The following is a 25921-nucleotide window of genomic DNA, read 5'->3' as shown; positions in this document are numbered from 1 at the left end:
AAAGAAGTTCCAGAAAGTAGCTGCGAGTAAATTTATGAATCTCATTTTGAACAGCGATAGCTATAAATATTCGCACTTTGCGCAATACCCGCCGGAAACTGATGCAATATCAGCTTACATTGAAGCTCGTCGCGGCGGAAAATATGAGCAAACATTGTTCTTCGGGCTGCAAATGTATTTGAAAGAGTATCTTTCAAAGCCCATTTCGATGGCAGATGTTGACGAGGCCGACGAGATTATCACAGCGCATGGCTTGCCCTTTCACCGTGAAGGCTGGGAAAAAATTGTCACAGACCATAACGGTTTTCTACCGGTGATGATCGAAGCCCTGCCGGAAGGGATGATTGTGCCGGTTGGCACACCGCTCACGCAAATACGCAATACCCATCCGGACTTCTTCTGGTTGCCGACTTTTCTGGAAACCTCATTGCTGCGCGCTGTGTGGTACCCGACCACTGTCGCGACAGTGTCGTGGTATGTCCGCCAGATGATCGCCGATGCGCTTGAAAAAACATGCGAGACTCCCGGCGAAATTTTGCCGTTCCGTTTGCATGATTTTGGTGCGCGCGGCGCAACGTCTTTTGAGCAGGCCGGACTTGGCGGTGTTGCCCATTTGGTATCATTCATGGGTACAGATACGGTCAGCGGCCTTGTTGCTGCGCGTAAATATTATTCCGAGCCGATGGCGGGATTCTCAATTCCGGCGGCCGAACACTCAACCATGACCTCATGGGGCGAGGAACGCGAGACCGAGGCCTACAAGAATATGCTCGATCAGTTCGGCGGCGACGGAAAACTGGTCGCAGTCGTATCCGACAGCTACGACCTCTTCCGCGCGGTGCGCACAATCTGGGGTGGAGAGCTTAAAGAGCAGGTCGAGACAATGGGCGGCACTTTGGTTGTCCGTCCTGACTCCGGTGACGCAACACGTGTGCCAATCGATACGATTGAAATGTTGGGCGAAATTTTCGGCTATTCGGTCAATGAAAAAGGTTTCAAGGTGCTGGCTCCGTGCGTTCGCGTCATTCAAGGTGATGGCATCACGCCGAAAACAATCCGTGTGTTGTTGGATGCAATGATTGAACGTGGTTGGTCCGCAGAAAATCTTGCCTTTGGTATGGGTGCCGGGCTTTTGCAGAAGGTGAACCGTGATACATTACGTTTTGCGATGAAAGCCAATGCCCGCTTGGATGCAAATGGAGATTGGCATGGTATTCATAAAGACCCGAAAACGGACCCTGGCAAAGCGTCCAAACGCTACCGGCAAGCGGTCATTATGCAAAATGGCGCACCATCTGCCGTGCCGTTAAAAGATATCGGAGATGAGCAAAACCTTCTGCAACCGGTTTGGGAAAATGGCAAGCTTCTCAAAGACTGGACACTGGCTGACATTCGCCAGCGCGCAAATGGATAAGCGCTTTTATAAAAACGCAAGATAAGTCACGAAAATCAGTAAACTAAGGGTGGACAGCATGTTTAATTGGGGAATTTTATCGTCGGCGAAAATTGCGCGGGAGCAGTTGATTCCTGCCATTATGCAGTCTGAAACCGGCAATGTATCTGCCATTGCAAGCCGTGATCTGACCCGCGCGCAAGATGTTGCAGGCCGCTTTGGCATCCCCCATGCTTTTGCATCATATGACGAGATGCTGGCCAGCGATAAAGTCGATGGCATCTATATACCCTTGCCGACCTCGCAGCATATCGAGTGGTCAATTAAAGCGGCAAAGGCCGGCAAGCATGTTCTTTGTGAAAAACCGATTTCGCTCAAAGCTGAAGAAATCAACGCGCTAGTTGAGGTTCAAAAAGAGACCGGCGTTTTGATCGCCGAGGCCTTTATGGTTTATTACCACCCGCAATGGCTGAAAGTTCAGTCGCTAATCAAAGAAGGAGCGATCGGCACATTAAAACATGTGCAGGGTGCCTTTTCATATTATAACCGCGATGGCGACAATATGCGCAACAAGCCGGAGCTTGGCGGCGGTGCCCTGCCTGATATTGGGGTTTATCCGACAATTGTAACCCGCATGGTGACAGGTCAGGAACCATTATCAGTCATGGCAAAAGTTGAACGCGATTCCGACTTCGGTACGGATATCTATTCGACTATGGCAGTCGAATTTGCAAATTTCGATATGTCATTTTACGTGTCGACCCAAATGGCTTTGCGCCAAAATATGGTCTTCCACGGTGATGAAGGTTTTATTGAAGTGCACACGCCGTTTAATGCCGGCCTTTATGGCTTTGACGAAGTGACACTGCACAACCAGAAGCACACCGAGGTTCAGTCATTCCGCTTTGGCGGCGTGAATCAATATACGCTTCAGGTCGATAATTTTGTGCGCAAATCACGCGGTGAGGATGTGCGAATTTTTGATCTCCAAAACTCGATTAACAATCAGAAATTGATCGATGCAATCTTTAAATCCGGTGAAAGCGGTTCGCGGGAAAGCGTTTAATCTTTGCGGTTAAACACGAAACGCGAATAGCCGAAATATGAGAAAAAAGCGACGACTATCACGGCGATAAATGTCGCTAAAAATGGCGAAAAGCCTGGGATTATGAGCAAAAGCGCAACGTAGATGATATAATTGAGCAATGCGCCGACAGCGCCAACAGATAAATAACGCGCAAATTCTTCGCGCAGGCTGCGCCCACTTTGACCGAACGTAAATGTGCGGTTGATGGTGAAATTGGATATCATCGCACAAATGATTGACAATATGCGGGCTGTAAGCGGCCCGAGTGGTGTTAGCTGCAACAACAAAAAAAGCACAACAACGTCGATCACGAACCCACTGCCGCCTGCAACAGCAAAAGCAAATATTTTACCGGTTTTGGATTGCGCTACTAATTGCATGATCAGGCTACAGCGCTGGCTTGTTGCTCATGATGAATGTCTTCAACATAATAAATATCACGTCCGATATCATCGCATTTAAAATCGGTGGGAATTGGAAATGCCGCGCGCAGGAATGATTGCTTGTACGGGAAGAAATTAAAATGCGGATTGAATGAATATTTATATTCACGTTCGCGCGGTACAACGATGATCACACGTTTGGCCGCAACGCGCCGGAGCTCTGTGAGAGATTTGCGAAAGTCCAGAACATGTTCAAGCACATGCGTACAAACCACCGTATCAAATTCATTGTCTTTAAACGGTAGATTCTCAATACGGGCAGCAAAATACTCAATGCCGGATAATTTTGATGCATCATCAATGACAAAATCAACGCCGGCTAGTCTTTGCAGATCGCTGTTGCCGTTGCGAATATGGTTCAGCAATACGCCTGTACCGCAGCCGATATCGGCAACAGAATGACCGGTAACATCTTTCACAATCCGGTCTATACATGCCTGCGAATTGTCAGTCCCCTCATGCACACGCGGATGATCGCGGTAAAGCTGCGTATATTCTTCATCGGTTAGAAATGCCGCCCGTTCGCGAAACCGGGCCAGATCATCAATGTGCTTGCCCCATGCCAGTTTCATCAAACTACGAAAGAAACCTGAATCGCGCACGATTGGCGGGATTAGTTCTTCAATTGCAAAACGAACCCAGTTTGTTGTTTCGCGGTTCATCTAGGCATCCTCGCCTATATCAACAGAAGGCGCTTTGATGGCTGGCAGTGCGCGTGTTTTGCGCCTTACATGCCGTCCCCGGTCTGGGCGCATTTCGCCGCGGTGTGGCACTTGATTGAGATAAACCATTCGTTTGTTTTCAGCGCGCCCGGCGGCAACAGAACTAAGTACCAGCCCGGTCATAAGCGATAAGGTGGATAAAAGTAAAAGACCGATAGCGCCGACCCAGGTTGGCATACGTGTAACAAGGCCGGTGGTGAAATATTCGACAAGAGGTGCAATCATTGAAACGAGACTTGCACATAACAATACAGCGCTGATTAATCCGAAGAAGCGCAAGGGCTGTGTCGCTTTCATCAGGCGGGCAAACATGAAGAGGATTTTCGCACCGTCCTTGAATGTTGAAAGTTTGGAAGCTGATCCTTCAGGGCGGCGCCCATAATCAAGTTCAATTTCCGCAACAGGTAATTTTAACTGACCGGCATGAACCGACATTTCGGTTTCGATTTCAAAACCGCCTGATACAGCAGGAAAGCTTTTCACATAGCGTCGTGTAAAAGCGCGGTAGCCTGATAGAATATCGGAAAAATCATTGCCGAAAATCGCGCGGTATATTTTGTTAAACAGCGTATTGCCAAAAGCATGTCCTGCGCGTCCTGCATCTGACTTGACACCGGCGCGGGTGCCGACGACCATGTCAGCGCGTTCCGATATCAATGTATTGATGAGTTCAGGCGCTTCTTCAGGCATATAAGTGCCGTCACCATCGGCCATGATGTAAATATCGGCCTCGATATCTGCGAACATACGGCGCACAACATGGCCTTTGCCTTGCCGGCGTTCCGGAACGACAACCGCGCCTGCAAGTTGTGCGCGGATAGCGGTTTCGTCGCTCGAATTATTGTCATAAACATAAATCGTTGCATCAGGCAGTGTTTCTTTGAAACGCTTGACGACATCAGTGATCGTCGCGCCTTCATTAAAGCATGGCAATAATATAGCGATGTCATATGCCGACCACAAATTGGCAGGATCGGTCGGCAAGAAGTCATTTTTACGTTTTTTCATACTCATCATCATGCCCCGGTGTCGGCTATTGTTGCAGCGTTTCGCTCACCTTTACTTTTTCTTGATCTGGTTAAGTTTAAGTTGCGGAAAGACAAGAAATTGAGTGTTTCAGGCAGACATGGCTATAAATATGCAGAACGGCACTGTACCAAATAGTCAGGAAGCCTTGCCACGTGACTCTTTTAACAAATCAGCCCTTTATGCGCTCATTGCCGTGCTTGCTGTCTATGCGCTGGCAATTTTAGGCGGCAATGATGCCAGTGGCATCAAGAACTCCGATGATATGATGCGGCTGGTGACATTGCGTGATTTGCTGGCGGGGCAAAGCTGGTTTGATCCGTTCCAATACAGATTAGGTCTTGATGGCGGCACACTCATGCACTGGTCACGATTGGTCGACGGGCCACTATGGCTAATCTACTCAACTGTGGAAATGCTTACCGGTGATAGTCTTGCCGCAGAACAGATCACTGCCTTTATCTGGCCGGCGCTGACCCTTTTTACGGCTGTTTTCGCGGTAAATATTGCATGTGCGCGCATGGGATATGTTGCTGCGCAAATACCGGCCACAATATTTGGTGCGGCAGCCTTTATGACTTCAGGGATTTTTTCGCCGGGTGCTTTAGACCACCATAATATACAGGTAGCGCTGTGCATGTTGCTGGTAGCCATGCTTGTGCCAGGCCGCTTTGAAGTCAGAGCACATGCTTTGGCTGGCCTGATAGCCGTTTTGATGCTGGCAATCGGTGTCGAGACCTTGCCTTATGTGACAATTGCAGGTGTTTGGGTAACGGTCGCTTTTCTGACGGGTGTCATCCATGCGCGGTCGGCATTTATGTTCGGTTTCTGGCTTGGTGTGTCTGCATTGCTGGTATATCTGGCGACAGTTCAGCCTAAGGACTATGGTGCGGTTTATTGTGATGCTTATTCGGCATTTCATATCGGCATGTGCAGTGTTGGCGGCTTTGCACTGGCTATCGCCGCTCATTTTTCGGCAACGACTAAATCACGCCTTTTTGTGCTCGGCTTGGCCGCAGGTGCGGCTATTGTTTTAATGCTTGTGGCCTTTCCTCAATGTCTTTCCAACCCGCTTGCATCGCTCGATCCGAAATTGAAAATATTCTGGCTGGACGGTGTTGTTGAAACCCGTTCGGTGTTTGATCTTTGGGCCGCAGACCCCTACCAGCTTTTTGGCCTCCTCGGCATGGCCGTTTGCGGCATGCTGGCCTCCCTATGGCTGGTTTTTAAATCTGAAGAAAAAGCCATGCGCTGGTTTGGCGTGTTGTCGCTTATGCTGATCACTATGGCGATTGCAGTCACGCTGTGGCAGCAACGTGGAACACTGTTTGCTTCGGCGCTTGCCGTATTACCGCTTTCATTTGTTTTCACACGATTACGGTCGCAATATCTTCATACAAATGCTGTTCGCGATCTTTTGAAAATGACCGCTATGGGGCTGGTCTCCCTTAACATATTCTGGTGGGTGGCAGGCGCGCAGGCTTCTGTCATCTTTGCCGGTGAGCAAACGCTTCAGGAGCAGGCAAGAAATGTCTCCGCGCGGGATTATTGCTTTTCCGAAGATGTATTTGCGCCTCTTGCCAAGGAGCCAAGAGGTGTTGTGTTGGGTGCGACTGATATCGGTGCGAATATTCTAAAGCTTACAAATCACCGTGCCTTGGCCGGACCATATCACCGTAATTCGGACGGCAATCTTCAAATGATTGAAACAATGCTGGCTGCACCTGATGGTGCTCATGTTTTAATTGATGAGGCAGGTGTCACCCTGATCGCAGATTGCATTAACAGCGCAGATGCCAATGATTTTAAAAAAGCTGCGCCAAACGGGCTACAGGCAAAATTACATCAGGGCGAAGTGCCGTCATGGCTGGAAAAAGTTCCGGAAACAGCAGACACGCCATTGGTCGTTTATCGCGTCAAACCGAAATTGTGATGTTCATGTGATTGACGTTAACGGGTTTCAAGGTAGCCTTATGCCAACTGATTTGCCGGTAATTGGAAGCAGATAATGACAAGACAGTTTGCAAAAACGCGCAGTACAATCAAACAAGTGGCATCATTGATTGGTGTGGCGGGACTTGTATTGACGATCAGCGCGCCTGTTGCAAACGCGCAGACACCTGCAAAAGAACTGTTCGGCCACACGCCGCTTCCATCGGTTAACCCTGCTGAAGTTCACGGCTTTTATTCCAAGGGCTGCATATCCGGAGCCGTTGCCATGCCGACAGACGGGCCGACATGGCAGGCGATGCGTCTGGAAAGAAACCGGCGCTGGGGTCATCCTGATCTGATTGCATTGGTGCAAAAGCTTTCCCGTGACGCTGTTGCAGATGGTTGGCCGGGACTTCTGGTGGGAGATATTTCGCAGCCGCGTGGCGGACCGATGCTGACAGGGCATGCTTCGCATCAGGTTGGCCTTGACGCCGATATTTGGCTGACCAAAATGCCGAACCGAAAATTAACGCGCCAGGAGCGCCGCGATACCAGTGCTATTTCCGTTTTGAAAAAGGGCACACTTCATGTTGATCCAAATATCTGGACACCGGAACATGGAAAACTGATTGCGCGTGCAGCGCGATTTAATGATGTGGAACGTCTGTTCGTTCATCCGGGCATTAAAAAAGCAATGTGTGATGCATATGGCGGTTCGGCTCAAAATGCCTCATGGCTGGGTAAAGTGCGCCCCTATTATGGGCATCATTATCATTTTCATATTCGCATGAAATGCCCGCAAGGCTCGACGAACTGCCGTAAGCAAAACGCGGTTCCCGCAGGGTCGGGATGTGATGCGTCACTTGATTGGTGGTTTACAAAAGAGCCATGGACACCCAAGCCACCCAAGAAGGGCGCTAAACCCGTTAAAAAGCGCGTGGTGACCTTATCGGATCTTCCCAACAGCTGTTCAGCAGTATTGCGCGAACCAGAGCCTGCCAGCGAGCAATTGGTCACGCTGGATGCAAATTATGATCCAACTGCAGCATTGGCGTCCGCGCGCGCATCATCGGCACCAATTGCAGGAAATGCTCGAAGAAATGCCGTTGAGTGGCCAATTCCTGGCTCCCGGCCTTATTAAAATGACAGTCATATAGTTCTGAAGCTTCCATGCTATGGAAAATTGTTCTATAGCGATTTCAAACGATTTAAAGAAAAGTCGATTGATGGATAACCGAGAAGAAGCACAAAAGCCTGTTCTGGCGCTGATTGCCCATGATCAGAAAAAAGACGATCTTGTCGATTTTGTGGGCAGGCATATTTCGCATTTTTCGGAGTGCCGGATATTCACAACGGGTACAACCGGTTCTCGTATAATCGCAGAACATAAAGATCTTGATTTGATGCCGCTTAAAAGCGGGCCGCTTGGCGGAGACCAGCAAATCGGGGGAATGATTGCCGAGGGAAATGTCGATGGGCTGATCTTCTTTGTCGATCCGCTGACACCTATGCCTCATGACGTTGATGTAAAGGCGCTTATGCGGCTTGCAATTGTTTATGATATTCCCATGGCGCTGAACCGGTCTACCGCCGAAATTTTACTGACGAACTTTGCCGAACAGGCAGATGGAGAATTAGATGCCTAGTCATTCGCATGTTTCACCAACAGCGCTTCCTTTTCCGATTTTGATTGCAGATATTGGCGGTACCAACGCCCGTTTTTCGATTGTTGTTGATTCTTATGCAGAGCCGAAAACATTCGAGCCGATTAAGACCAAAGATTACCCGTCTCTGGATGCGGCCATCCAAAGTCACGTTCTTGATCGTACATCGCTGTTACCCCGCGCGGCGGTTCTGGCGGTGGCTGGACCAACAGACGGTGATGAAATTGACCTGACCAACAATCACTGGGTCGTGAAACCCGAACAGATGATCGAGCAATTTGGCCTTCAGAACATTATTGTTCTGAATGATTATGAAGCGCAGGCACTGGCGATCGTTGCGCTTGAAGACGAGCACTTGAAAAAACTGGGCAATGGCGAAAAAGCCGAGCGCAGCAATTGCGTCATTTTGGGCCCAGGTACCGGTTTGGGTATGGCCGGTTTGATTCATGCTGCAAATACTTGGATACCGGTTGCCGGTGAGGGTGGACATATTGATCTTGGGCCGCAGACGGACCGTGATCTTGAAATTTTCCCGCATTTGGAGCGCATTGGCGGCCGCGTGACCGGCGAGCAAATTCTATGTGGCCGCGGTCTGGTCAATCTTTATCAGGCTGTTGCAAAGGCAAATGGGAAAGAGCCGCAGTTTACCACGCCTGAAGACGTAACTGCTGCTGCAAAAGACAAATCTGATCCGGTAGCCGTGGAAACAATTTCCCTGTTCAGTGAATATCTGGGCCGCGTGGCCGGTGATTTGGCGCTTATTTTTATGGCCAAGGGCGGGGTTTATTTGACTGGCGGTATTACTCAGAAGATTCTATCAATTTTTGATGAGGAACGGTTCAGGGCTGCCTTTGAAAACAAGGCACCGCATTCTGAAATTATCAGCGCAATGCCAACCTTTGCCATTTTGCACGAACAGGCACCGCTTGCCGGACTGACAGCTTATGCGCGTACACCTGTGCGTTTTGGTGTGTCATTGGACCGTCGTCATTGGTGTGCTGAATAGGTCAATATATGCTGTTTTTTTGATGCCGGTTCCGTTATACCCGCCTCAATATCAGCAAGAGAAGCAGCATTTTGACCAAGGTTACATCGGCAAACAAACAAGCCATTGACGGCGGCGATTTATTAAGTGTGCTGAAGCGCATCTATGATGAAAACGGGCGTCAATATTTCAAAGCCTACGCTTTTGTTGTGCTCTGCCTGTTGGTTATTTCAGCCACGACAGCATTTTCCGCATGGATTATGCGCGACGTCATTGATGAAATATTCTACAACCAACGCAAAGATCTGATTGCGCTGATTTCTTTTGCTATTATGGGCGCTTTTACATTGCGTGCGCTGGCCATGTATTTTCAGGCCACGACCATGAAGCGCATCGGCAATGATCTGGTTGCCCGATATCAAAAGCGCGTTTTTTCCAAATTAATGTCCACCGGCGTTGATTTTTTCACAGACAACCGGTCGGGCCGTCTGGCGGCAATGATTTCGGCGAATATTGAAGGCATTCGTGAAGTACTATCGCTGACGATCACATCGTTGGCACGTGATTTTGTCACTCTGGTCGGGTTAGTCATTGTGATGTTTCTTCAGGATGCAACCTTGTCACTGGTTACTTTCATCATCGGTCCGCTTTTGATTTTCGGTGTGGCCTATATCTCCAAGCGTATCCGCTCGGTAACCCGTGAAACGGTCCATTTGAACGCACGTGTGATCGGTACAATGCAGGAAGCGATGCAGGGTATCACCGTGATCAAAGCGTTCACGATGGAAGAACAACTCAGCAAAAAGATAGAAAACACCATTGAACATGCGAAAAACCGCAATAACAAACTGGCCGTAATTTCTGAACGTGTAACACCGATAACAGAAATAATTGCAGGATTTGCCGTTGCAGGCGCTATCGCCTATGGCGGTTACCGCGCCATCAATGACGCGCAGCCGCCCGGCGCGATGTTCGCATTTATTACCGCATTATTGTTCGCCTATGATCCGGCAAAACGTCTGGCGCGGTTGAAAGTGAATCTGGAAAAAGCGGTCGTTAATGCCCGCATGATTTATGAAATCCTCGACATGGAAGACAAACAGCGCGACGCGTCCGTCGCCGTTGAGTTGGCCGTTGATGGTGGTGAGATCGAGTTCGACAATGTCGATTTTGATTACGGCGATGGCAGCTATGTCCTGCGCGGTTTAAGTTTTAAGGCGGAAAGCCGTAAAACCACTGCATTGGTAGGACCATCAGGATCTGGTAAATCAACGGTAATTTCCCTGATACAGCGATTTTATGATCCAGCCAGTGGCAATATCCTGATTGACGGTCAAAATATTGGCGGCGTGACCAAAAGTTCACTGCGCCAGCAAATCGCCTTTGTCTCGCAGCAAGCCTATCTGTTTGAAGGCTCGATTATGGACAATATCCGCTATGGTCGCCCCGATGCGACCGACGCGGAAATAATTCAAGCCGCAGAACTGGCCAATGCCCACCAATTTATTCTCCAGCAGGCCGATGGCTATGATACGCCGGTTGGCGAGAACGGCGTGACTTTGTCCGGCGGACAGCGTCAGCGTGTTTCAATTGCACGGGCGATCGTGCGCAATGCGCCGATATTGTTGCTGGATGAAGCAACATCGGCACTCGACAACGAGTCGGAGCGTTTGGTTCAAGAGGCGCTTGAAAAGGTGATGAAGGGCCGCACAACAATTGTGGTTGCGCACCGGCTTTCAACCATCATTAATGCTGACAAAATTATTGTTATCAATGACGGACAGGTCGTTGAGACCGGAACACATGAATCATTGTCGAAAAAGCGCGGCGGCATGTATGCCCGTCTCAATCAACTTGGCAAAGGCGGCAAGGCCGCTCTGGATATAGAATAGGTGCAGCATGACACAAACCGTAAAAATTGCAGTTGTTGGCGCATCCGGTCGCATGGGCCGTGCGCTGATCAGCGCCGTGTCGCAAAATCCAAAAACCGTGCTTGTCGGTGCTTTGGAGCGTGAGGGTGCCGATACAATCGGTGTGGACGCGCATACGCTAATTGGTGAGACGGCTAACGAGATTGAAGTTACGGCTGATAAAGATCAGGCATTGGCTAATGCCGATGTTATCATCGATTTCACTGCACCGGCGGCTACATTGGCATTTGCAGATTATGCTGCCCAAAAAGGTATCGCGCATATTGTCGGTACGACAGGTATGTCAGCAGATGATGATACCAAACTGGCAGGTTTTGCCGAAAAGACCACCATCATGAAATCCGGCAATATGTCGATGGGGGTCATTATGTTGTCGGTTCTCGTCGAGCGTGCGGCAAAAGCACTGGCGGCGCAGGATTGGGATATCGAAGTGCTGGAAATGCACCATAAGCATAAAGTTGATGCACCATCAGGCACTGCCTTACTTCTAGGTGACGCGGCAGCGGCAGGTCGCGGGATTGATTTGGCAGATAAGTCTGTGCGTGTGCGCGACGGCCATACCGGCGCGCGCGAAGAAGGTTCAATCGGCTTTGCAACATTACGTGGCGGATCGGTGGTTGGTGACCATTCTGTCCTGTTTGCCGGCAACGGTGAAAGCATTACGCTGTCGCACCGTGCAGAAGACCGCGGTATTTTTGCGCGCGGCGCAGTCAATGCAGCCATATGGTCTGTGAGCCAAAAGCCGGGACTTTACTCAATGCGTGACGTTCTCGGATTGAACGACTAGAGATAAACAACACACTTACAAAATGGAGCTTTCCTATGTCCGGTAAACTCATTCTTGTCCGTCATGGACAAAGCGAATGGAACAAACTCAACCTTTTCACCGGTTGGAAAGATCCTGATTTGACCGCGCAGGGCGTTGAAGAAGCAAAAGAAGCCGGCCGTGTGCTTTCTGAAAAAGGTTTCAAATTCGACATTGCTTTTACATCCGTTTTGCAACGCGCGGAAAAAACCTGCCAGATGATTCTGGATGGTGTTGGTCAGTCCGACTTGGAAACAATCCACGATCAGGCGCTGAACGAGCGCAATTATGGTGATCTGGCCGGTTTGAACAAAGATGATGCGCGCGAAAAATGGGGTGAAGAACAGGTTCATATCTGGCGCCGCTCTTATGATACGCCGCCGCCGGGTGAAGAAGGTGAAAGCCTGCGCGATACCGGCGCGCGCGTTTGGCCTTATTTTATGACGGATATTCTACCACGTGTTCTGCGCGGTGAAACAGTGCTTGTTGCCGCGCATGGTAACTCCTTGCGGTCACTCATCATGGTGCTTGACCGTATGGACAAAGAAAGCATTTTGAAGCTCAATTTAGGCACAGGTGTACCGATTGTTTATGAGCTGAATGCGGATTCAACGGTGAAATCCAAAGAAGTTCTGGGCGATATGTCTGGCGCGCATTAGAGCATGTCAGGAATTGGAAACCTGCCCCGCTTCCCAGCCAAGCATGGCGCGTTTGCGGGTCAGTCCCCAGTGATAGCCGGTCAGCGCGCCTGATTTACCCATGGCGCGGTGGCAAGGCACCACGAATGAAATCGGGTTCGCACCGACTGCCGCACCGACAGCGCGCGATGCTTTTGGCCGGCCGATATCCTGCGCAATCTGGCTATAGGGCATTGCGCGTCCCATCGGTATTTTGAGCAATGCTTCCCAAACGTCAACCTGAAAATCAGTGCCGATAAGCACGACCCTCAAAGGCTGATTATCGTTCCATTGTGTCGGGTCAAACACACGTTGGGCATAAGGTTTTGTAGCGTCCAAATCTTCTTCAAAACGCGCAAATGGCCAGCGTTGCGCCATATCGTCAAAGGTTGCACGCTCATCGCCAATATCGCAAAAGGCCAGTCCAGCCAGACCGCGCGATGTCGTCATAATAAGGGCAAGTCCAAATGGTGACGCATGAAACCCGTAGTGGATAGTGAGCCCGGCACCGCCTGATTTGATCTCTCCAGGTGACATGGATTCATGGGTTACAAACAAATCATGCAACCGGCTCGGACCGGACAAGCCGAGTTCATAGGCCGTATCAAGAAGCGGCAGATCAGCAGCCAGCAGGCGGCGTGCATGATCAATAGTGACCGCCTGCAAAAAACCTTTTGGCGATAAGCCAGCCCATCGCGTGAAAAGTTTTTGCAGCGCAGTTGGCTCCATCGAAACATTGTGAGCCAGTTCATCAAGCGAAGGTTGTTCGCGGTAATTTTCGCTTATCAGCGATATTACGCGCGCAATTTTTTCATAATCGCTATCACGCTTAACTTCTTGTGTGAGCGAAATTTCTGCTGCGTGTGACATGGCTTATCTCCGGACTACTGATACTTTATTCCAGCACTTTGATTATCCAAGAGCCACCCGAATCTTGACATTAATTACGCTTCTTTCTTCCCAAGTTCATCGCGCACATTTTCATTGAGCAGATCTTCGCGCCCCGCATTATTGCGCTCCTCATCAACGCGCTCGATGATGCTTTCGTCAGGACGCACATCTTTGGCGTGATCATCCTCAAGCTGCTCTGCCTGTGTTGATTTGGCCGGTTTCGGCGATTTTTGAAGCGTTTGCACCGATGAATCATCTTGATGAATAATGCGGAAAATCGGCTCGGGTAGTGCAAAGCCGTTTCTTTCGAGCGCCAGCTTGGTGAGCCGCATTGTTTCAGACTGGGCTTTGGTAAAGCTTGTTTTTGTTTGATCCACCCATCCGGTGAACACCAAAACAACATTTGAATCACCAATGCTACCGATCCATGCGTCTGGCGCAGGTTCTTTTAATATAAAATCCTGTGCGATTGCCGCGTTCAGGCCCGTCTCTAATGCTTTGTCGAGATTGCTTTCGCTGGCAACACCGATTTCAAATGAAAAACGCCGATGCGGATTACGGCTGAAATTCGTGATATTGCTTTTAAACACTGTGGAGTTGGGAATCCGGATATGGTTTCCGGAAGCGTCCATTAAAATAGTAGCGCGCGAGGTAAGGCTGATAACGAAGCCTTCAAAACCTTCAATGGAAATAAAGTCGCGCGGCCTAAACGGCTGACGGATGGAAAGCAAAATTGAAGCAATATAGTTTTCAACTGTGTCACGAACGGCAAAGCCGATGGCAAGACCGACAATACCGGCTGCACCGAGTATTGTCCCCAGCAATGCGGTGGCGCCTAAAATATCAAGTGCCAGCACGATACCGACAACAAAAAACACCAATCGGACGATCTGGCGGAGCAAATCAGCGATGAACTGGTTTGGGCTGATACGGTCCCAAGGCCAGGGGCGTGAAGCAACAAAAAGACCGATCAAAAAAACGATGCCGCCGGCGATCAATGCAACGCTGAACAATGGCACAAAAGCGATGGACTGCCAGAAGCGGTTATTGAGCCGCTCCCACACAGGGACAAGCCGCTCGCGCAGTGATGTCACCTCGGTGATTTCATTGCGCACGGTCACAACACCTTCAACGCGCTTGGCAACATCGATTGCTTGTTCGGCAAGGCTTGCTTCCGTGACTTCGCCGCGCAGTGTCACAACGCCTGAATGGACGGTAACATAAACACGGTTCATGCCGTCAAGTTCGGCTAAAATACGTTCAATGCGCAGGTCGATATCAATATCTTCAACCACAGATGTGTCAGCATTGATGATCGCTTCATCGGTCGTTTGCTGCGACGCGGTATCAGACTGGGCTACGGCACCAAAGCACAGGACCAACCATAGCGTAAAAGTGCAAATTATATTTGAAATCAGTCGCATCATCCTCTCCGCATTACGCGGGGAGATTGGCCTCATTTTTTGGCTTTCGCAAGAGCTTCGGAAAATGCGCGCGCAAAGCTTTCACGGTCATCCGGATTGAGAAATGCGCCGATCGTTGACTGATAGCCTTCACCGGTAATACGCATCGAGGTAATGCCTATTTCCTTGTTGCGCTCGACATGAAATTTGGCCCAGAACGGATTATAGACATGTTCGCGCCGACACCCGTTCGGGGCAATTTTTCTGACCTCTAAAGCAGAACGCCGCACAGTAATTTCCTCGCGGGCCTGTCCGGCGCGATAGCTTAATTTGAAAGCAAAGTATAAAAGCGCTACGTCAAAAAAGAAGAAAATAGTGACCGGCCAGGCGCCCAGATGATAGTAAAAATACGCGTTGGAAACACATATGGCGGCAACGATCGCCATCATAATCGCAAAGCCCGCAGGTGACAGAGACCTGTAGGGCATGAGCTGCGCTGCAAAAATCGGGTTTGCATCGCTGCCATCGCCGCTTATGTCAAAATCAGTGTTACTCATAAAATCAGGATATAGGACGCGATGACGACCGGAAAAGGAAAAATTGCCGCATCAGTTGCAACGAAAAAAAAGTCGCCAGCAACAGGCAAAAAAAAGCGTCTGCCGCGCACGAAATATAACCAGCAGGAACTGCATGAAATATTCCGCCGATTTTCCATCCAGCGGCCTGAACCTAAAGGTGAATTGCTTCACGTGAATCCTTTTACGCTGGTGGTCGCGGTCGCGCTTTCCGCGCAGGCCACAGATGCCGGTGTAAACAAAGCAACGCGAGAATTATTTAAAGTCGCCGATACCCCGGAAAAAATGCTGGCGCTGGGTGAGGAAAAAGTCGGCAACTATATCCGCACCATTGGTCTTTGGCGCAACAAGGCCAAAAATGTGATCCTGCTGTCGCAAAAGCTCATTGATGACTTCGGTTCGGTCGTGCCTAAAACCCGTGAAGAACTGGTGACTTTACCCGGTGTCGGCCGAAAGACCGCCAATGTGGTCATGTCGATGGCATTTGGTATTCCGACAATGGCGGTGGATACGCATATATTGCGCATAGGAAAGCGTATTGGCTTGGCGCCTGCCGATACGCCTGACGATGTGGAAGCGATATTGATGCGGATTATTCCGAAGGAATATCTTTTCCATGCGCATCATTGGCTGATCTTGCATGGGCGTTATTGTTGCAAGGCGCGCAAGCCCGAATGCGAAAAATGCGTCATCGCCGATATTTGTAAGTCAAAAGAAAAGACCTGCGATATACCGGCGCCTCTTGTCGAGTTACCGCAACAAATTATTGCGTGATCTGCGCTTTGGATGCGATTGCCTTGTGCAGATGAACCATCAAGGCAGCGCCAAATAACGGTGTCAGCAAATTGACAATGGGGATGGCCAGAAAGCAGGCAATCATCAAGCCGCCCATGATAATTGTTCCCGAATAGCGTGAACGCAGCATGCGCACTGTTTCAACATCATGGTGGCGCATGGCAGCAAACTCAAAATATTCTCGCCCGAGCAGATAGCCGTTAACGGCGAAAAAGGCGATCAGATTGACCCCCGGTACGAGCAGCAGCATCAGGGCGAACATATTGCCAAGGATCACAATGCCAAAGAACTTAACCGACATGATGATCGAACGCCCAAGCGGCATGGCGGTTCCGGCTTTGTCGTTCGGATAATCTTGGCTTTCGACATGTTCTGCCACATCATCAAGAAATAATCCGGCAATCACGGCACTGACAGGGCCGATAAGAAACGCCAGTCCGACGGCAAGACCAAGACCGGCGAAGATAGCAGCAAACAGACCCATCGTGCCTGTCCAATCTGGCAGGCTAAAACTTGCGAACCATTCGCTGATGAAAGGCACGGCAAAAGTTTCCAGGCCCGCTGTTACCAGATTCCAGATAATGATAAGCGCGAGAATTGTCAGGCCCAGCGTTTTCCAGAACACTTGGCGCATTTTCGGGTCAAGAATTTCTCCGACCGCTTTTTGGGCAGATACGATTAGCATAAAGACGAAATGGGTGTTGGAATATTCAATTGCAAGAATATACCGGGCAACAATGTCAGGATTTTAGAACAGGGCTTTTATAATTTGTCGCTCCACGCTAAAGCCATCAAAACATTAATGAAGAGCAATATTTATGGCTAACTATGACGTTCTATGTATTGGCAATGCCATTGTTGATATTATCGCGCGCGCTGAAGAAGATTTTCTCAAAGACAATGACATTATCAAAGGGGCAATGAACCTGATTGATGCTGATCGGGCCGAATTGCTTTATGAACGGATGGGACCGGCCATAGAGTCGTCAGGTGGTAGTGCGGGCAATACTGCAGCAGGCATTGCGAATTTTGGTTCAAGTGCGGCCTATTTTGGCAAAGTCGCCGACGATCATTTGGGCAAAATTTTCCGCCATGACATTCGCGCTCAAGGCGTGGCGTTTGATACAGAGCCTCTTGCAGATACACCGCCAACGGCACGATCAATGATATTTGTAACGCCAGATGGCGAGCGTTCAATGAACACCTATTTGGGGGCGTGTGTTGAACTCAGCCCTGAAGATGTCGAAGAAGACAAAGCGGGTAATTCCGGCGTTGTTTATTTTGAAGGCTATTTATGGGATCCGCCGCGCGCGAAGAACGCGATCAGAAAGTCGGCAGAAATAGCCCATTCAAATGGCAAAAAGGTTGCCATGAGCCTGTCTGATCCTTTTTGCGTCGACCGGTACCGGGAAGAGTTTTTGGAGCTGATGCGGTCAGGCACCGTCGATATCATCTTCGCTAATGGTGAAGAGCTTAAATCACTATATCAGACGGCTGATTTTGAAACCGCGTTAACTGCGCTGCGTGATGATTGCGATCTTGCCGCTATCACAAAGGGTGCTGACGGTTCTGTGATAATCAGCGGCGATGATACATATGATATTCAGGCCATCGAGATTAACGAATTAGTGGATACAACAGGCGCTGGCGATCTTTATGCGGCCGGGTTCCTGCACGGCTATTCGCAAAACCTTGATTTGGATATTTGCGGAAATCTCGGATCGCTCGCGGCAGGTATTATCATTCAGCAGATTGGTCCGCGTCCGCAAGTTTCTCTAAAACAAGCGGGCATTGATGCAGGATTGCTCAAAGCCTGATCACATAATGTCATCCGGGTCACGGCCCGGACGGCTTTTATAGGTCGGGAACGTCCAGCCAAAGCGTAATGCACCGCCGCGGATGATAAATGTCACCAAAAAGCCGGCACTGGCAGCGATGACCAGCGGCATTCCGACAACGGTCGCAAGTGTGTATGTGGCTGCACCGGCAAGAACCGCGGCAATGTAAACTTCCGGACGCAGAAGAACAGATGGTTCGCCGGCTAATACATCGCGCAAAATACCGCCAAAAGTTGCGGTTAGAATCCCCATGATAATGGCGATGCTAATGGAATCTGTTGCAGAATAGCCTTTTGAGGCGCCCATAACCGCATAGGCGGATATGCCGATAGCATCCAGCCAGAGCAGAAGCTTATAGCGGCTTTCAAACAAATGCGCCGTAAAATAGACTAAAATGGCAATACCCGTGCTTACGAGAATATAAGCAGGATTTAGCACCCAAAAAACAGGTGTTTGCCCAAGAACGAGATCGCGTAAAGTACCGCCGCCAATGCCTGTGATAGAGGCAAAAAACAAGAAGCCAATTATGTCGAGTTGCTTGCGGGATGCGGCAAGAGCGCCGGTGGCTGCAAAAACAGCAACACCGGCATAATCAAGAAACGGTAAAACTTCCAACGACTAGCTGTCGCTTTGGTCAGAATTATCTTCGGCAGGTGTTTCTGCCGCCGGTGTTTTAGCGCCGCCTTTGGCAACACCAACCATCGCCGGACGCAAGACACGCTCGCCAATTTGGTAGCCGGATTGTACAACCTGAACAACGGTATTGTTCGGCACTTCAGGGTTTGGCACCTCGAACATGGCCTGATGGAAGTTCGGGTCAAATTTCTGACCTTCCGGATCAAGCTTCTTCACGCCGTGGCGTTCCATCGTGCTGAGCATGGATTTTTCGGTCAGTTCAACGCCTTCCAGCAGGCTTTTGAATTCATCAGAACCATTTGCGCGTTTCTCGTCAGATACAGCCTCAACTGCACGGCGCAAATTGTCCGAGACGCCAAGCATATCACGGGCAAAGTTTGCAACCGCAAAAGTCTTTGCATCCGATACTTCGCGCTTTGTCCGGTTGCGCAGGTTCTCCATATCGGCGGCAAGGCGCAGCATACGGTCTTTCAGTTCCGCATTTTCTGCTGTCAGTGCCTCAACCGGATCAACTTGCGGCTCGGTATCCATATCAGGATCTTCACCGATCCAGTTGCCTTCATCATCGAACTCATTGGGGTCGAGTTCGGCATAATCATCCGCATTTTCGGCAGCGGCGCGGCGGTTTGCCTTCCGGTCGGCTTTCAAAAGCTCGTCAGCTGCCTTGCGCAGACGTTCGCGGGCGCTTGGGCTCATGCCATCTTGTGGCGTGTTTGTTTCGTCGGCCATGGTCAATATCCATTGGAATTAAGTGTCATTCTATGCGTCAGTGCATATCGAGTGTGTGGAGCCAAAAATCAAGCCCGAACACGCGAATCATTGCCGTTCGATCATTTTGGAAATCAGCTGCGCTGTATAATCCACCATCGGCACGATACGGGCATAGTTTAATCGAGTCGGACCGATTACGCCAAGGGCACCGATAACTTTTTGATTTGAATCGCGGTAAGGGGCCACAACCAGCGATGAGCCGGACAGCGAAAACAAGCGGTTTTCAGAGCCAATGAAAATACGGACACCTGAACCTGTTTCCGCCATTTCGAGCAAATGAATAATCTCTTCCTTGCGCTCAAGGTCATCGAGCAAAAGCTTGACGCGCTCGACATCTGCCGCATCATCCAGATTTTCAAGCAAATTTGATCTGCCGCGCACAATAAGCTGCGAAGGCGCGCCTTTATTATCGCCTGCCCATATGGCAAGTCCCCGATCCACAAGATCGGCGCTCAACGTATCTAGTTCCTTGCGGACATCATCACGGCGTAGATCGATTTGCAGTTTTGCTTCCTTAAGTGTTTGACCGCGCACATGGTGGTTAAGGAAATTGGCCGCTTCTGCCAGTTGCGATGTCATGACACCGCGCGGCAGCTCCAATACGCGGTTTTCAACTTCACCGGATTCCCAAACGATTACCGCGAGCGCTTTTGTCTCCTCAAGGCGCACAAACTCGATATGTTTCATCGCTTCTTCACGTTTGGCCGCAACAACAAGCCCTGCCCCTTTGGAAATATGGGAGAGCATCGTGCTGGCACCGGTTAGAAGCGCATCCGTTGCCTGATCAGGAATATCGCCCTGAAGCTGCCTTTCAATGAGCTTGCGTTCATCTTCCGATGCAGTCCCGCTTTCCATAAAGGCATCGACAAAAAACCGAAGTCCCTGTTCTGTCGGCAAGCGTCCGGCAGAGATATGGGGCGAATAGATAAGGCCCAACTGCTCGAGATCACTCATAACATTGCGCACAGAGGCCGGCGAAAGGCTATTGGGCAGAAGTTTTGACAGATTGCGCGAACCGAGTGGTTCACCGGCGTCCAGGTAACTTTCAACAATGCGTTTGAATATATCGCGTGAACGGTCATCCAGATTGTCAATTAAGTCTTGCGGGCGGTGAGGCATGGTTCTCATTTGTTGATCAGTAACTACCATCTATATAGAGCTTGCATTGTGGCAAGTAAAAGGGTTTGCGACTCTATGATTGTGTTTGTGTTTGCATTAAAAGCCACAAGCATAGCTAATTACGAAAGAGGTCCATCATGAATCGCCCTTCGGGAAGAACACCAGAGCAAATGCGCGAAGTCAGTTTTGAACGGGGGTTTTCAAAACATGCGGAAGGCTCTTGCCTTGTAAAATTCGGCGACACCCATGTGCTTTGTACGGCAAGTCTGGAAGAACGTGTTCCAGGCTGGATGCGTAATTCCGGTAAAGGTTGGGTTACGGCTGAATATGGTATGTTGCCGCGTGCCACAGGTGACCGTATGCGCCGCGAGGCTGCATCCGGCAAACAAGGCGGACGCACACAGGAAATCCAGCGCCTGATTGGCCGCTCCATGCGCGCGATTGTTGACCTTGAAGCGCTGGGCGAACGCCAGATCACGATTGACTGCGATGTTATTCAGGCCGATGGCGGCACACGTACGGCGGCAATCACCGGCGGTTTTGTTGCACTTTATGATTGTCTTGACTGGATGCATTCGCGCCAGATGGCTTCAAAAAACCGCGTTATCAAAGATCACATTGCGGCAATATCATGCGGTATATACGCAGGCGAAGCGGTCACCGATTTGGATTACGCAGAAGATTCCAACGCTGAAACGGATGCGAATTTTGTGATGACCGGCTCCGGCGGCATTGTCGAAATTCAGGGAACTGCAGAAGGCGCGCCGTTTACCCGTGAAGAATTTGATAAGCTCTATAATAATGCGGACAGCGCAATCCAGCAATTGGTAGCTCTTCAGAAGCAGGCTTTGGGAATCGAGTAATGAGCCGGCGTTTGGAAAAGGGTAAACTGGTTATTGCCACGCATAATGCCGGTAAGCTGAAAGAGATCCGTGAATTGATCGAGCCTTTCGGCTTTGAAGTCACATCAGCCGGTGAACTTGGCCTGCCTGAACCGGAAGAAGACGGAACCACATTCGAGCATAATGCGCGTATAAAGGCGATTGCCGCTATGGAGGCAACCGGCTTTCCGGCATTGTCAGACGATAGCGGCCTATGTGTTGATGCGCTGGACGGTGAGCCGGGCGTTTATACCGCTGACTGGGCTGAACTACCCGATGGGTCACGTGACTTTGACATGGCGATGCGTAATGTCGAAGAAAAGCTGCAAGCCAAGGGCGCTGATACGCGGGAAAAGAGAACCGGCTCTTTTAATGCAACGCTCTGTCTTGCTTGGCCAGATGGCCATTGCGAGTTTTATAAGGGTGTTGCGCAGGGTCATCTTGTTTGGCCGCCACGCGGTGATATTGGGTTTGGCTATGATCCGGTTTTTGTCCCCAATGGCCATGAGCGCACATTCGGTGAAATGACATCGCAGGAAAAACATGGCTGGCAGCCCGGTCAGCCGGATGCGTTGTCGCACCGCGCGCGGGCATTCCAGATTTTTGCAAGAGAAGCCCTTGGTGTCGAATAACATCAATGGTGATGACGGAACGCCGGGTTTCGGCGTTTATTTGCATTGGCCGTTTTGCGCGGCCAAATGCCCCTATTGTGACTTTAACAGCCATGTGCGCCATAAACCTGTCGACCAACGCGAATATGTGACGGGTTTCTTAAGTGAAATGGCGGCAATGCGCCAAGAAACGGGGCCACGCACTGTCACCAGTGTCTTTATTGGCGGTGGCACGCCCTCGCTTATGGAGCCGCAAACTGTCGAAGCTTCGTTGAACGGTATTGCCAAATATTGGGGTTTGCCGGAAGGCATAGAGATTACGATGGAGGCCAACCCTTCGTCGGTCGAGGCGAACCGTTTTCGCGCCTATCGCAAAGCAGGGATCAACCGTGTTTCACTCGGTGTGCAATCACTCAATGATGCGGATTTGAAGTTTTTGGGCCGCTTGCACAATGTTGAAGAAGCAAAGATCGCGATTGGCTTGGCGCGGGATATTTTCCCGCGTCTTTCTTTTGATTTGATCTATGCAAGACCAAAACAAACATTGGATGCTTGGGAGGCCGAGTTGAAACAGGCTATTTCCTATGCGGCCGACCATTTGTCACTCTATCAACTGACAATTGAGGACGATACGCCTTTTCAAGCGCTTCACCGTGCGGGCAAGCTTATCATTCCGTCAGATGATCTGGCGGCCGACCTTTATGATGTAACAGAGCGTGTTACACGCGATGCCGGTCTGCTTAACTATGAAATATCAAATTATGCGGTCCCTGGTGCAGAATCGCGCCATAATCTGACCTATTGGCGCTATGGGGATTATGTCGGCATTGGCCCGGGCGCACATGGCCGCTTTACAGGCGATGATGGTTTCAAACATGTGACCATAACCGAGCGCATGCCGGAGCAATGGTTGGACAAAACACGGCAAACCGGCCATGCGATCGTCGAGCGCGAAAAGTTGGACAGACACCAGCAAGGTGACGAGTTGCTGCTTATGGGATTGCGGCTTGTCGAGGGTTTGGATGTTCCACGCTTTGAAGAATTAAGCGGCAGAACGTTAAATCAGGAAGCGCTCAATAATCTCGCAATGGATGGTTTGATAGAGCCGGTATCCAACACGCGCTTGCGGGCAACGCAATCCGGGCGCATGGTGCTCAATAGTGTTGTTGCGAGTTTGGCAGGTTAATGGCAGATCGTTCCTTTATCATTTCAGGCCATGAAATCAGTGCGCCGCCATTGGAGGCAGCCCTTTATCTGGTGTCTACGCCAATCGGGAACTTAGGCGATATGACAATCCGCGGGCTGGAAACGCTTGCTGCATGTGATGTTCTTGCCTGCGAAGACACCCGCATCACGCGGCGATTGCTGGATCGTTACGGTATCGTTCAAAAGCCCTATGCTTATCACGAGCACAATGCGCAGAAGGTGGGACCAAAACTGATTGAACAGCTTAGCGCGGGAAAGTCGGTGGCATTGGTCTCCGACGCAGGTACACCGCTTGTCTCTGATCCGGGCTACCGTTTGGTCGTTGAGGTTAGAAAGGCCGGATTTCGCGTCATCCCAATTCCGGGCGCATCGGCGGTGTTGGCAGGCTTGGCCGCATCCGGTTTGCCTTCTGATGATTTCAGATTTGTCGGGTTTTTCCCAAACAAGGACGGAGCGCGGCGAAATTTTCTGCAAGCTCTGTCACATGTTCAATCCACATTGATTCTATTCGAGGCACCGACACGGTTAGCCGGATCATTAAAGGCCATTTGTGATGTCATGGGCGCTGACAGAATGGTGTGCGTTGGTCGTGAATTGACCAAGCGATTTGAAACAATACTTACATTGTCTGCTAGAGAAATATCAGATCGTTTCGATGGTGAAACGATAAAAGGTGAAATAGTAATTCTCATCGCACCTGCGCAAGCCACAGATACGGCCACATCTGAAAAAGATGTCGATGCAATCCTGAAATCCTTATTGGAAGAGATGCCCGCCTCAAAGGCAGCCAAAGAAGCGGCGAAAATAACAGGCCTGCAAAAAGCCGATCTTTACGCACGGCTCTTAACTTTCAAGAACGACGATGCGTGACGGGACCAGCAAAAAGCGCGATGCCTATAAAAAAGGCCATCGCAGTGAATGGTTGGCGGCACTGTGTTTGAGATTGAAAGGCTATCGCATTGTTGCCAGGCGGTTCAAAACCAAATCCGGTGAAGTCGACATAATTGCACGGCGCGGCAATTTGATTTTAATGGTCGAAGTAAAGGCGCGTAACTCTGTTGAAGAAGCGATGGAAGCTGTAACGCATACCACACTTCGCCGCATAGAATCGGCAGGTGATCTTTGGCTTGCAAAGCAGCAGGACTATGCTTCATTGTCGATCCGTTATGATTTAATTGCTTGTCTGCCGAGGCGCTGGCCAGTCCATATTCCGGCAATCTATATGCCTTGATTCAAATAGTTTGAATAAGCGTTCACTAAAACGTAATAGGGCAAGGATTGTAATTTCGTGTTGCAGGGCGCACTTAGAGCGTGTTGTGAAAAAGTGGGCACCGGTTTTTCGCACCAAACACGCGGCAAAACAGAGATTTAGAGGCGTTATGTTGAAACATGTTCATCGCAAGGCCTTTAGAAAAACTGATTATAGGAAATAGACATGGCGCTTAAAATCGCAATCCAGATGGATCATATCGCAAACATCTCCATTGGTGGCGATACAAGTTTCGCTCTGTGCCTCGAGGCGCAAGCGCGCGGCCATGAACTGTACCATTACACACCTGACCGCCTGACGATGAGCGGTTCGGATGTAACCGCCGCAATGGAAAAGCTTGAAGTGCGCGATGTCGAAGGCGATCACTTCACTCTTGGTGATAAAGTGCGCACCAGCCTGCGCGATATGGACGTTGTGTTGCTGCGTCAGGATCCGCCCTTTGATATGAATTACATCACAACAACACATATGTTGGAGATGGTTCATTCTGACACTTTGGTGGTGAATAATCCGCGCTCTGTGCGCAATGCGCCGGAAAAAATATTCGTGATGGAATTTGGCGACCTGATGCCGGAAACCATTGTAACGCTGGATCTGGACGAGATCCGCGCATTCCGTGAAAAGCATGGCGATATTATTTTAAAGCCGCTTTACGGTAATGGCGGTGCGGGTGTTTTCCACCTTCGTGACGGAGACCGAAACCTGACATCCCTGATGGAGATGTTTACGCAGCTAACACGTGAACCCATTATCGCGCAGCGCTATTTGAAAGATGTGCGCGCTGGCGACAAACGTATTTTGCTGATTGACGGTAAACCGGTCGGTGCGATCAACCGTGTTCCTTCTGAAAGTGACACACGGTCTAACATGCATGTTGGTGGTCAGGCTGTTGAAACAACGATGACCGAGCGCGAACTGGAAATATGCGCGCGCATCGGGCCGGAGCTGGAAAAACGCGGACTGACTTTGGTGGGCATTGACGTAATCGGCGGTTTGATGACCGAAATCAACGTAACGTCGCCCACAGGTGTACGTGAGGTGAAGAAATTCGGCGGCGCTGATATTGCAGCTCTTTTCTGGGATGCTGTTGAAGCGAAACTTTAAGAACAAGCCATTTGTTTTCGGGTTTTTTGTTCCGGTCTCACAACCGGATACAACTAAATTACAACTTCGAGATTAATTTGTTCCCGCAATGTTCTTGCATTGTTTTCCCATATGTGCGTTTATAGCTGCCGTAGCGCAACCTGTACGGAGTAGGTT

27 protein-coding genes are annotated in these 25921 nt (G+C 50.0%); 17 read left to right on the top strand and 10 right to left on the bottom strand.

The genetic code is table 11. The features are described from left to right. Window positions 1-34: 34 nt before the first annotated feature. Entirely contained in the window at window positions 35-1414 is a 1380-nt protein-coding gene (locus tag SU32_RS04795) for a nicotinate phosphoribosyltransferase (RefSeq protein WP_053998212.1), read from the top strand. 58 nt (window positions 1415-1472) lie between these two features. Then, window positions 1473-2459, top strand: coding sequence for a Gfo/Idh/MocA family protein (locus SU32_RS04790; protein WP_053998211.1), 987 nt, complete (start codon window positions 1473-1475; stop codon window positions 2457-2459). Here the strand turns inward: SU32_RS04790 and SU32_RS04785 are convergent. From SU32_RS04785 to SU32_RS04775, 3 genes are read right to left on the bottom strand one after another with little or no spacing between them, the layout of a single operon-like run. After that, window positions 2456-2860 (bottom strand): GtrA family protein, encoded by a 405-nt coding sequence (locus tag SU32_RS04785; protein WP_053998210.1) that lies wholly within the window; start codon window positions 2858-2860, stop codon window positions 2456-2458. The genes SU32_RS04790 and SU32_RS04785 overlap by 4 nt on opposite strands. Before the next feature lie 2 nt (window positions 2861-2862). Next, the gene (locus tag SU32_RS04780; RefSeq protein ID WP_053998209.1) at window positions 2863-3585 is read right to left on the bottom strand and encodes a class I SAM-dependent methyltransferase; all 723 of its coding nucleotides are present in this window, start codon (window positions 3583-3585) and stop codon (window positions 2863-2865) included. After that, window positions 3586-4653, bottom strand: coding sequence for a glycosyltransferase (locus SU32_RS04775; protein WP_053998311.1), 1068 nt, complete (start codon window positions 4651-4653; stop codon window positions 3586-3588). A gap of 118 nt (window positions 4654-4771) precedes the next feature. Between SU32_RS04775 and SU32_RS04770 the strand changes: the two genes are divergently transcribed. The 7 genes from SU32_RS04770 to SU32_RS04740 all read left to right on the top strand — a co-directional run bounded on the left by SU32_RS04770 (window position 4772) and on the right by SU32_RS04740 (window position 12647). Next, window positions 4772-6604, top strand: a complete 1833-nt coding sequence (locus SU32_RS04770) for a hypothetical protein (protein ID WP_053998208.1) — start codon at window positions 4772-4774, stop codon at window positions 6602-6604. Between the two features lie 75 nt (window positions 6605-6679). Continuing rightward, on the top strand, window positions 6680-7744 hold the full coding sequence (mepA, locus tag SU32_RS04765; RefSeq protein WP_053998207.1) for a penicillin-insensitive murein endopeptidase: 1065 nt from the start codon (window positions 6680-6682) through the stop codon (window positions 7742-7744). An 85-nt stretch (window positions 7745-7829) separates the two neighbouring features. After that, window positions 7830-8249 (top strand): methylglyoxal synthase, encoded by a 420-nt coding sequence (locus tag SU32_RS04760; RefSeq protein WP_053998206.1) that lies wholly within the window; start codon window positions 7830-7832, stop codon window positions 8247-8249. Continuing rightward, a complete protein-coding gene (locus SU32_RS04755; RefSeq protein WP_053998205.1) occupies window positions 8242-9273 on the top strand; it encodes a glucokinase in 1032 nt (343 codons plus the stop codon). Before SU32_RS04760 ends, SU32_RS04755 begins: the two co-directional genes overlap by 8 nt. Before the next feature lie 71 nt (window positions 9274-9344). After that, on the top strand, window positions 9345-11144 hold the full coding sequence (locus SU32_RS04750) for an ABC transporter ATP-binding protein (protein ID WP_053998204.1): 1800 nt from the start codon (window positions 9345-9347) through the stop codon (window positions 11142-11144). A 7-nt stretch (window positions 11145-11151) separates the two neighbouring features. Next, a complete protein-coding gene (gene dapB / locus SU32_RS04745) occupies window positions 11152-11970 on the top strand; it encodes a 4-hydroxy-tetrahydrodipicolinate reductase (RefSeq protein WP_053998203.1) in 819 nt (272 codons plus the stop codon). Between the two features lie 35 nt (window positions 11971-12005). Next, complete coding sequence (locus tag SU32_RS04740; RefSeq protein WP_053998202.1) at window positions 12006-12647, top strand: 2,3-bisphosphoglycerate-dependent phosphoglycerate mutase; 642 nt, start codon at window positions 12006-12008, stop codon at window positions 12645-12647. 6 nt (window positions 12648-12653) lie between these two features. Here the strand turns inward: SU32_RS04740 and SU32_RS04735 are convergent, their stop codons facing one another. From SU32_RS04735 to SU32_RS04725, 3 genes are all read right to left on the bottom strand, one after another. Beyond that, window positions 12654-13535, bottom strand: a complete 882-nt coding sequence (locus SU32_RS04735; RefSeq protein WP_053998201.1) for a methylated-DNA--[protein]-cysteine S-methyltransferase — start codon at window positions 13533-13535, stop codon at window positions 12654-12656. A 74-nt stretch (window positions 13536-13609) separates the two neighbouring features. Then, window positions 13610-14983, bottom strand: a complete 1374-nt coding sequence (locus tag SU32_RS04730) for a mechanosensitive ion channel family protein (RefSeq protein ID WP_245625491.1) — start codon at window positions 14981-14983, stop codon at window positions 13610-13612. A gap of 29 nt (window positions 14984-15012) precedes the next feature. Beyond that, window positions 15013-15516 (bottom strand): DUF2244 domain-containing protein, encoded by a 504-nt coding sequence (locus SU32_RS04725; protein WP_053998199.1) that lies wholly within the window; start codon window positions 15514-15516, stop codon window positions 15013-15015. Between the two features lie 21 nt (window positions 15517-15537). Between SU32_RS04725 and nth the strand changes: the two genes are divergently transcribed. Continuing rightward, on the top strand, window positions 15538-16308 hold the full coding sequence (gene nth, locus SU32_RS04720) for an endonuclease III (protein WP_053998198.1): 771 nt from the start codon (window positions 15538-15540) through the stop codon (window positions 16306-16308). Here nth and SU32_RS04715 read toward each other — a convergent pair. Continuing rightward, window positions 16298-17014 (bottom strand): sulfate transporter family protein, encoded by a 717-nt coding sequence (locus SU32_RS04715; protein ID WP_053998197.1) that lies wholly within the window; start codon window positions 17012-17014, stop codon window positions 16298-16300. The genes nth and SU32_RS04715 overlap by 11 nt on opposite strands. Before the next feature lie 133 nt (window positions 17015-17147). Here SU32_RS04715 and SU32_RS04710 point away from each other — a divergent pair, with 133 nt between their 5' ends. Continuing rightward, complete coding sequence (locus tag SU32_RS04710; protein WP_053998196.1) at window positions 17148-18146, top strand: adenosine kinase; 999 nt, start codon at window positions 17148-17150, stop codon at window positions 18144-18146. Here the strand turns inward: SU32_RS04710 and SU32_RS04705 are convergent, their stop codons facing one another. The 3 genes from SU32_RS04705 to hrcA all read right to left on the bottom strand — a co-directional run bounded on the left by SU32_RS04705 (window position 18147) and on the right by hrcA (window position 20702). Continuing rightward, complete coding sequence (locus SU32_RS04705) at window positions 18147-18782, bottom strand: trimeric intracellular cation channel family protein (protein WP_053998195.1); 636 nt, start codon at window positions 18780-18782, stop codon at window positions 18147-18149. 3 nt (window positions 18783-18785) lie between these two features. Beyond that, window positions 18786-19532 (bottom strand): nucleotide exchange factor GrpE, encoded by a 747-nt coding sequence (gene grpE, locus SU32_RS04700; protein ID WP_053998194.1) that lies wholly within the window; start codon window positions 19530-19532, stop codon window positions 18786-18788. 87 nt (window positions 19533-19619) lie between these two features. Beyond that, the gene (hrcA, locus tag SU32_RS04695) at window positions 19620-20702 is read right to left on the bottom strand and encodes a heat-inducible transcriptional repressor HrcA (protein ID WP_053998193.1); all 1083 of its coding nucleotides are present in this window, start codon (window positions 20700-20702) and stop codon (window positions 19620-19622) included. 128 nt (window positions 20703-20830) lie between these two features. On the opposite strand from hrcA, the gene rph reads away from it, so the two are divergent. The 6 genes from rph to gshB all read left to right on the top strand — a co-directional run bounded on the left by rph (window position 20831) and on the right by gshB (window position 25765). Then, entirely contained in the window at window positions 20831-21556 is a 726-nt protein-coding gene (gene rph, locus SU32_RS04690; RefSeq protein ID WP_053998192.1) for a ribonuclease PH, read from the top strand. Further along, complete coding sequence (gene rdgB, locus SU32_RS04685; RefSeq protein WP_053998191.1) at window positions 21556-22206, top strand: RdgB/HAM1 family non-canonical purine NTP pyrophosphatase; 651 nt, start codon at window positions 21556-21558, stop codon at window positions 22204-22206. The genes rph and rdgB overlap by 1 nt, the downstream gene beginning before the upstream one ends. After that, window positions 22193-23371, top strand: a complete 1179-nt coding sequence (hemW, locus tag SU32_RS04680; protein WP_053998190.1) for a radical SAM family heme chaperone HemW — start codon at window positions 22193-22195, stop codon at window positions 23369-23371. The genes rdgB and hemW overlap by 14 nt, the downstream gene beginning before the upstream one ends. Next, window positions 23371-24261: a 16S rRNA (cytidine(1402)-2'-O)-methyltransferase gene (rsmI, locus tag SU32_RS04675; RefSeq protein ID WP_053998189.1), complete on the top strand. Its 891-nt coding sequence runs from the start codon at window positions 23371-23373 to the stop codon at window positions 24259-24261. Before hemW ends, rsmI begins: the two co-directional genes overlap by 1 nt. Then, the gene (locus SU32_RS04670; protein WP_053998188.1) at window positions 24254-24622 is read left to right on the top strand and encodes a YraN family protein; all 369 of its coding nucleotides are present in this window, start codon (window positions 24254-24256) and stop codon (window positions 24620-24622) included. Before rsmI ends, SU32_RS04670 begins: the two co-directional genes overlap by 8 nt. A gap of 204 nt (window positions 24623-24826) precedes the next feature. Next, entirely contained in the window at window positions 24827-25765 is a 939-nt protein-coding gene (gene gshB / locus SU32_RS04665) for a glutathione synthase (protein WP_053998187.1), read from the top strand. Window positions 25766-25921: the final 156 nt, after the last annotated feature.

It is taken from the genome of Ahrensia marina, from assembly GCF_001293565.1.
Classification (GTDB): Bacteria; Pseudomonadota; Alphaproteobacteria; order Rhizobiales; family Rhizobiaceae; genus Ahrensia; species Ahrensia marina.
Note: the sequence above shows the minus strand (reverse complement) of the source record. Positions and strands in the feature narration are given on the sequence as shown.

Excerpts from the sequence above, each read along its gene's own strand:
- hrcA (WP_053998193.1), bottom strand. The coding sequence starts at position 20,702 with ATGAGAACCATGCCTCACCGCCCGCAAGACTTAATTGACAATCTGGAT.
- rsmI (WP_053998189.1), top strand. The coding sequence starts at position 23,371 with ATGGCAGATCGTTCCTTTATCATTTCAGGCCATGAAATCAGTGCGCCG.
- SU32_RS04755 (WP_053998205.1), top strand. The coding sequence starts at position 8,242 with ATGCCTAGTCATTCGCATGTTTCACCAACAGCGCTTCCTTTTCCGATT.
- gshB (WP_053998187.1), top strand. The coding sequence starts at position 24,827 with ATGGCGCTTAAAATCGCAATCCAGATGGATCATATCGCAAACATCTCC.
- SU32_RS04710 (WP_053998196.1), top strand. The coding sequence starts at position 17,148 with ATGGCTAACTATGACGTTCTATGTATTGGCAATGCCATTGTTGATATT.
- SU32_RS04780 (WP_053998209.1), bottom strand. The coding sequence starts at position 3,585 with ATGAACCGCGAAACAACAAACTGGGTTCGTTTTGCAATTGAAGAACTA.
- SU32_RS04770 (WP_053998208.1), top strand. The coding sequence starts at position 4,772 with ATGGCTATAAATATGCAGAACGGCACTGTACCAAATAGTCAGGAAGCC.
- dapB (WP_053998203.1), top strand. The coding sequence starts at position 11,152 with ATGACACAAACCGTAAAAATTGCAGTTGTTGGCGCATCCGGTCGCATG.
- mepA (WP_053998207.1), top strand. The coding sequence starts at position 6,680 with ATGACAAGACAGTTTGCAAAAACGCGCAGTACAATCAAACAAGTGGCA.
- grpE (WP_053998194.1), bottom strand. The coding sequence starts at position 19,532 with ATGGCCGACGAAACAAACACGCCACAAGATGGCATGAGCCCAAGCGCC.
- rdgB (WP_053998191.1), top strand. The coding sequence starts at position 21,556 with ATGAGCCGGCGTTTGGAAAAGGGTAAACTGGTTATTGCCACGCATAAT.
- rph (WP_053998192.1), top strand. The coding sequence starts at position 20,831 with ATGAATCGCCCTTCGGGAAGAACACCAGAGCAAATGCGCGAAGTCAGT.
- SU32_RS04725 (WP_053998199.1), bottom strand. The coding sequence starts at position 15,516 with ATGAGTAACACTGATTTTGACATAAGCGGCGATGGCAGCGATGCAAAC.
- SU32_RS04740 (WP_053998202.1), top strand. The coding sequence starts at position 12,006 with ATGTCCGGTAAACTCATTCTTGTCCGTCATGGACAAAGCGAATGGAAC.
- nth (WP_053998198.1), top strand. The coding sequence starts at position 15,538 with ATGACGACCGGAAAAGGAAAAATTGCCGCATCAGTTGCAACGAAAAAA.
- SU32_RS04670 (WP_053998188.1), top strand. The coding sequence starts at position 24,254 with ATGCGTGACGGGACCAGCAAAAAGCGCGATGCCTATAAAAAAGGCCAT.
- SU32_RS04795 (WP_053998212.1), top strand. The coding sequence starts at position 35 with ATGAATCTCATTTTGAACAGCGATAGCTATAAATATTCGCACTTTGCG.
- SU32_RS04715 (WP_053998197.1), bottom strand. The coding sequence starts at position 17,014 with ATGCTAATCGTATCTGCCCAAAAAGCGGTCGGAGAAATTCTTGACCCG.
- SU32_RS04785 (WP_053998210.1), bottom strand. The coding sequence starts at position 2,860 with ATGCAATTAGTAGCGCAATCCAAAACCGGTAAAATATTTGCTTTTGCT.
- SU32_RS04730 (WP_245625491.1), bottom strand. The coding sequence starts at position 14,983 with ATGATGCGACTGATTTCAAATATAATTTGCACTTTTACGCTATGGTTG.
- SU32_RS04775 (WP_053998311.1), bottom strand. The coding sequence starts at position 4,653 with ATGAAAAAACGTAAAAATGACTTCTTGCCGACCGATCCTGCCAATTTG.
- SU32_RS04760 (WP_053998206.1), top strand. The coding sequence starts at position 7,830 with ATGGATAACCGAGAAGAAGCACAAAAGCCTGTTCTGGCGCTGATTGCC.
- SU32_RS04735 (WP_053998201.1), bottom strand. The coding sequence starts at position 13,535 with ATGTCACACGCAGCAGAAATTTCGCTCACACAAGAAGTTAAGCGTGAT.
- SU32_RS04790 (WP_053998211.1), top strand. The coding sequence starts at position 1,473 with ATGTTTAATTGGGGAATTTTATCGTCGGCGAAAATTGCGCGGGAGCAG.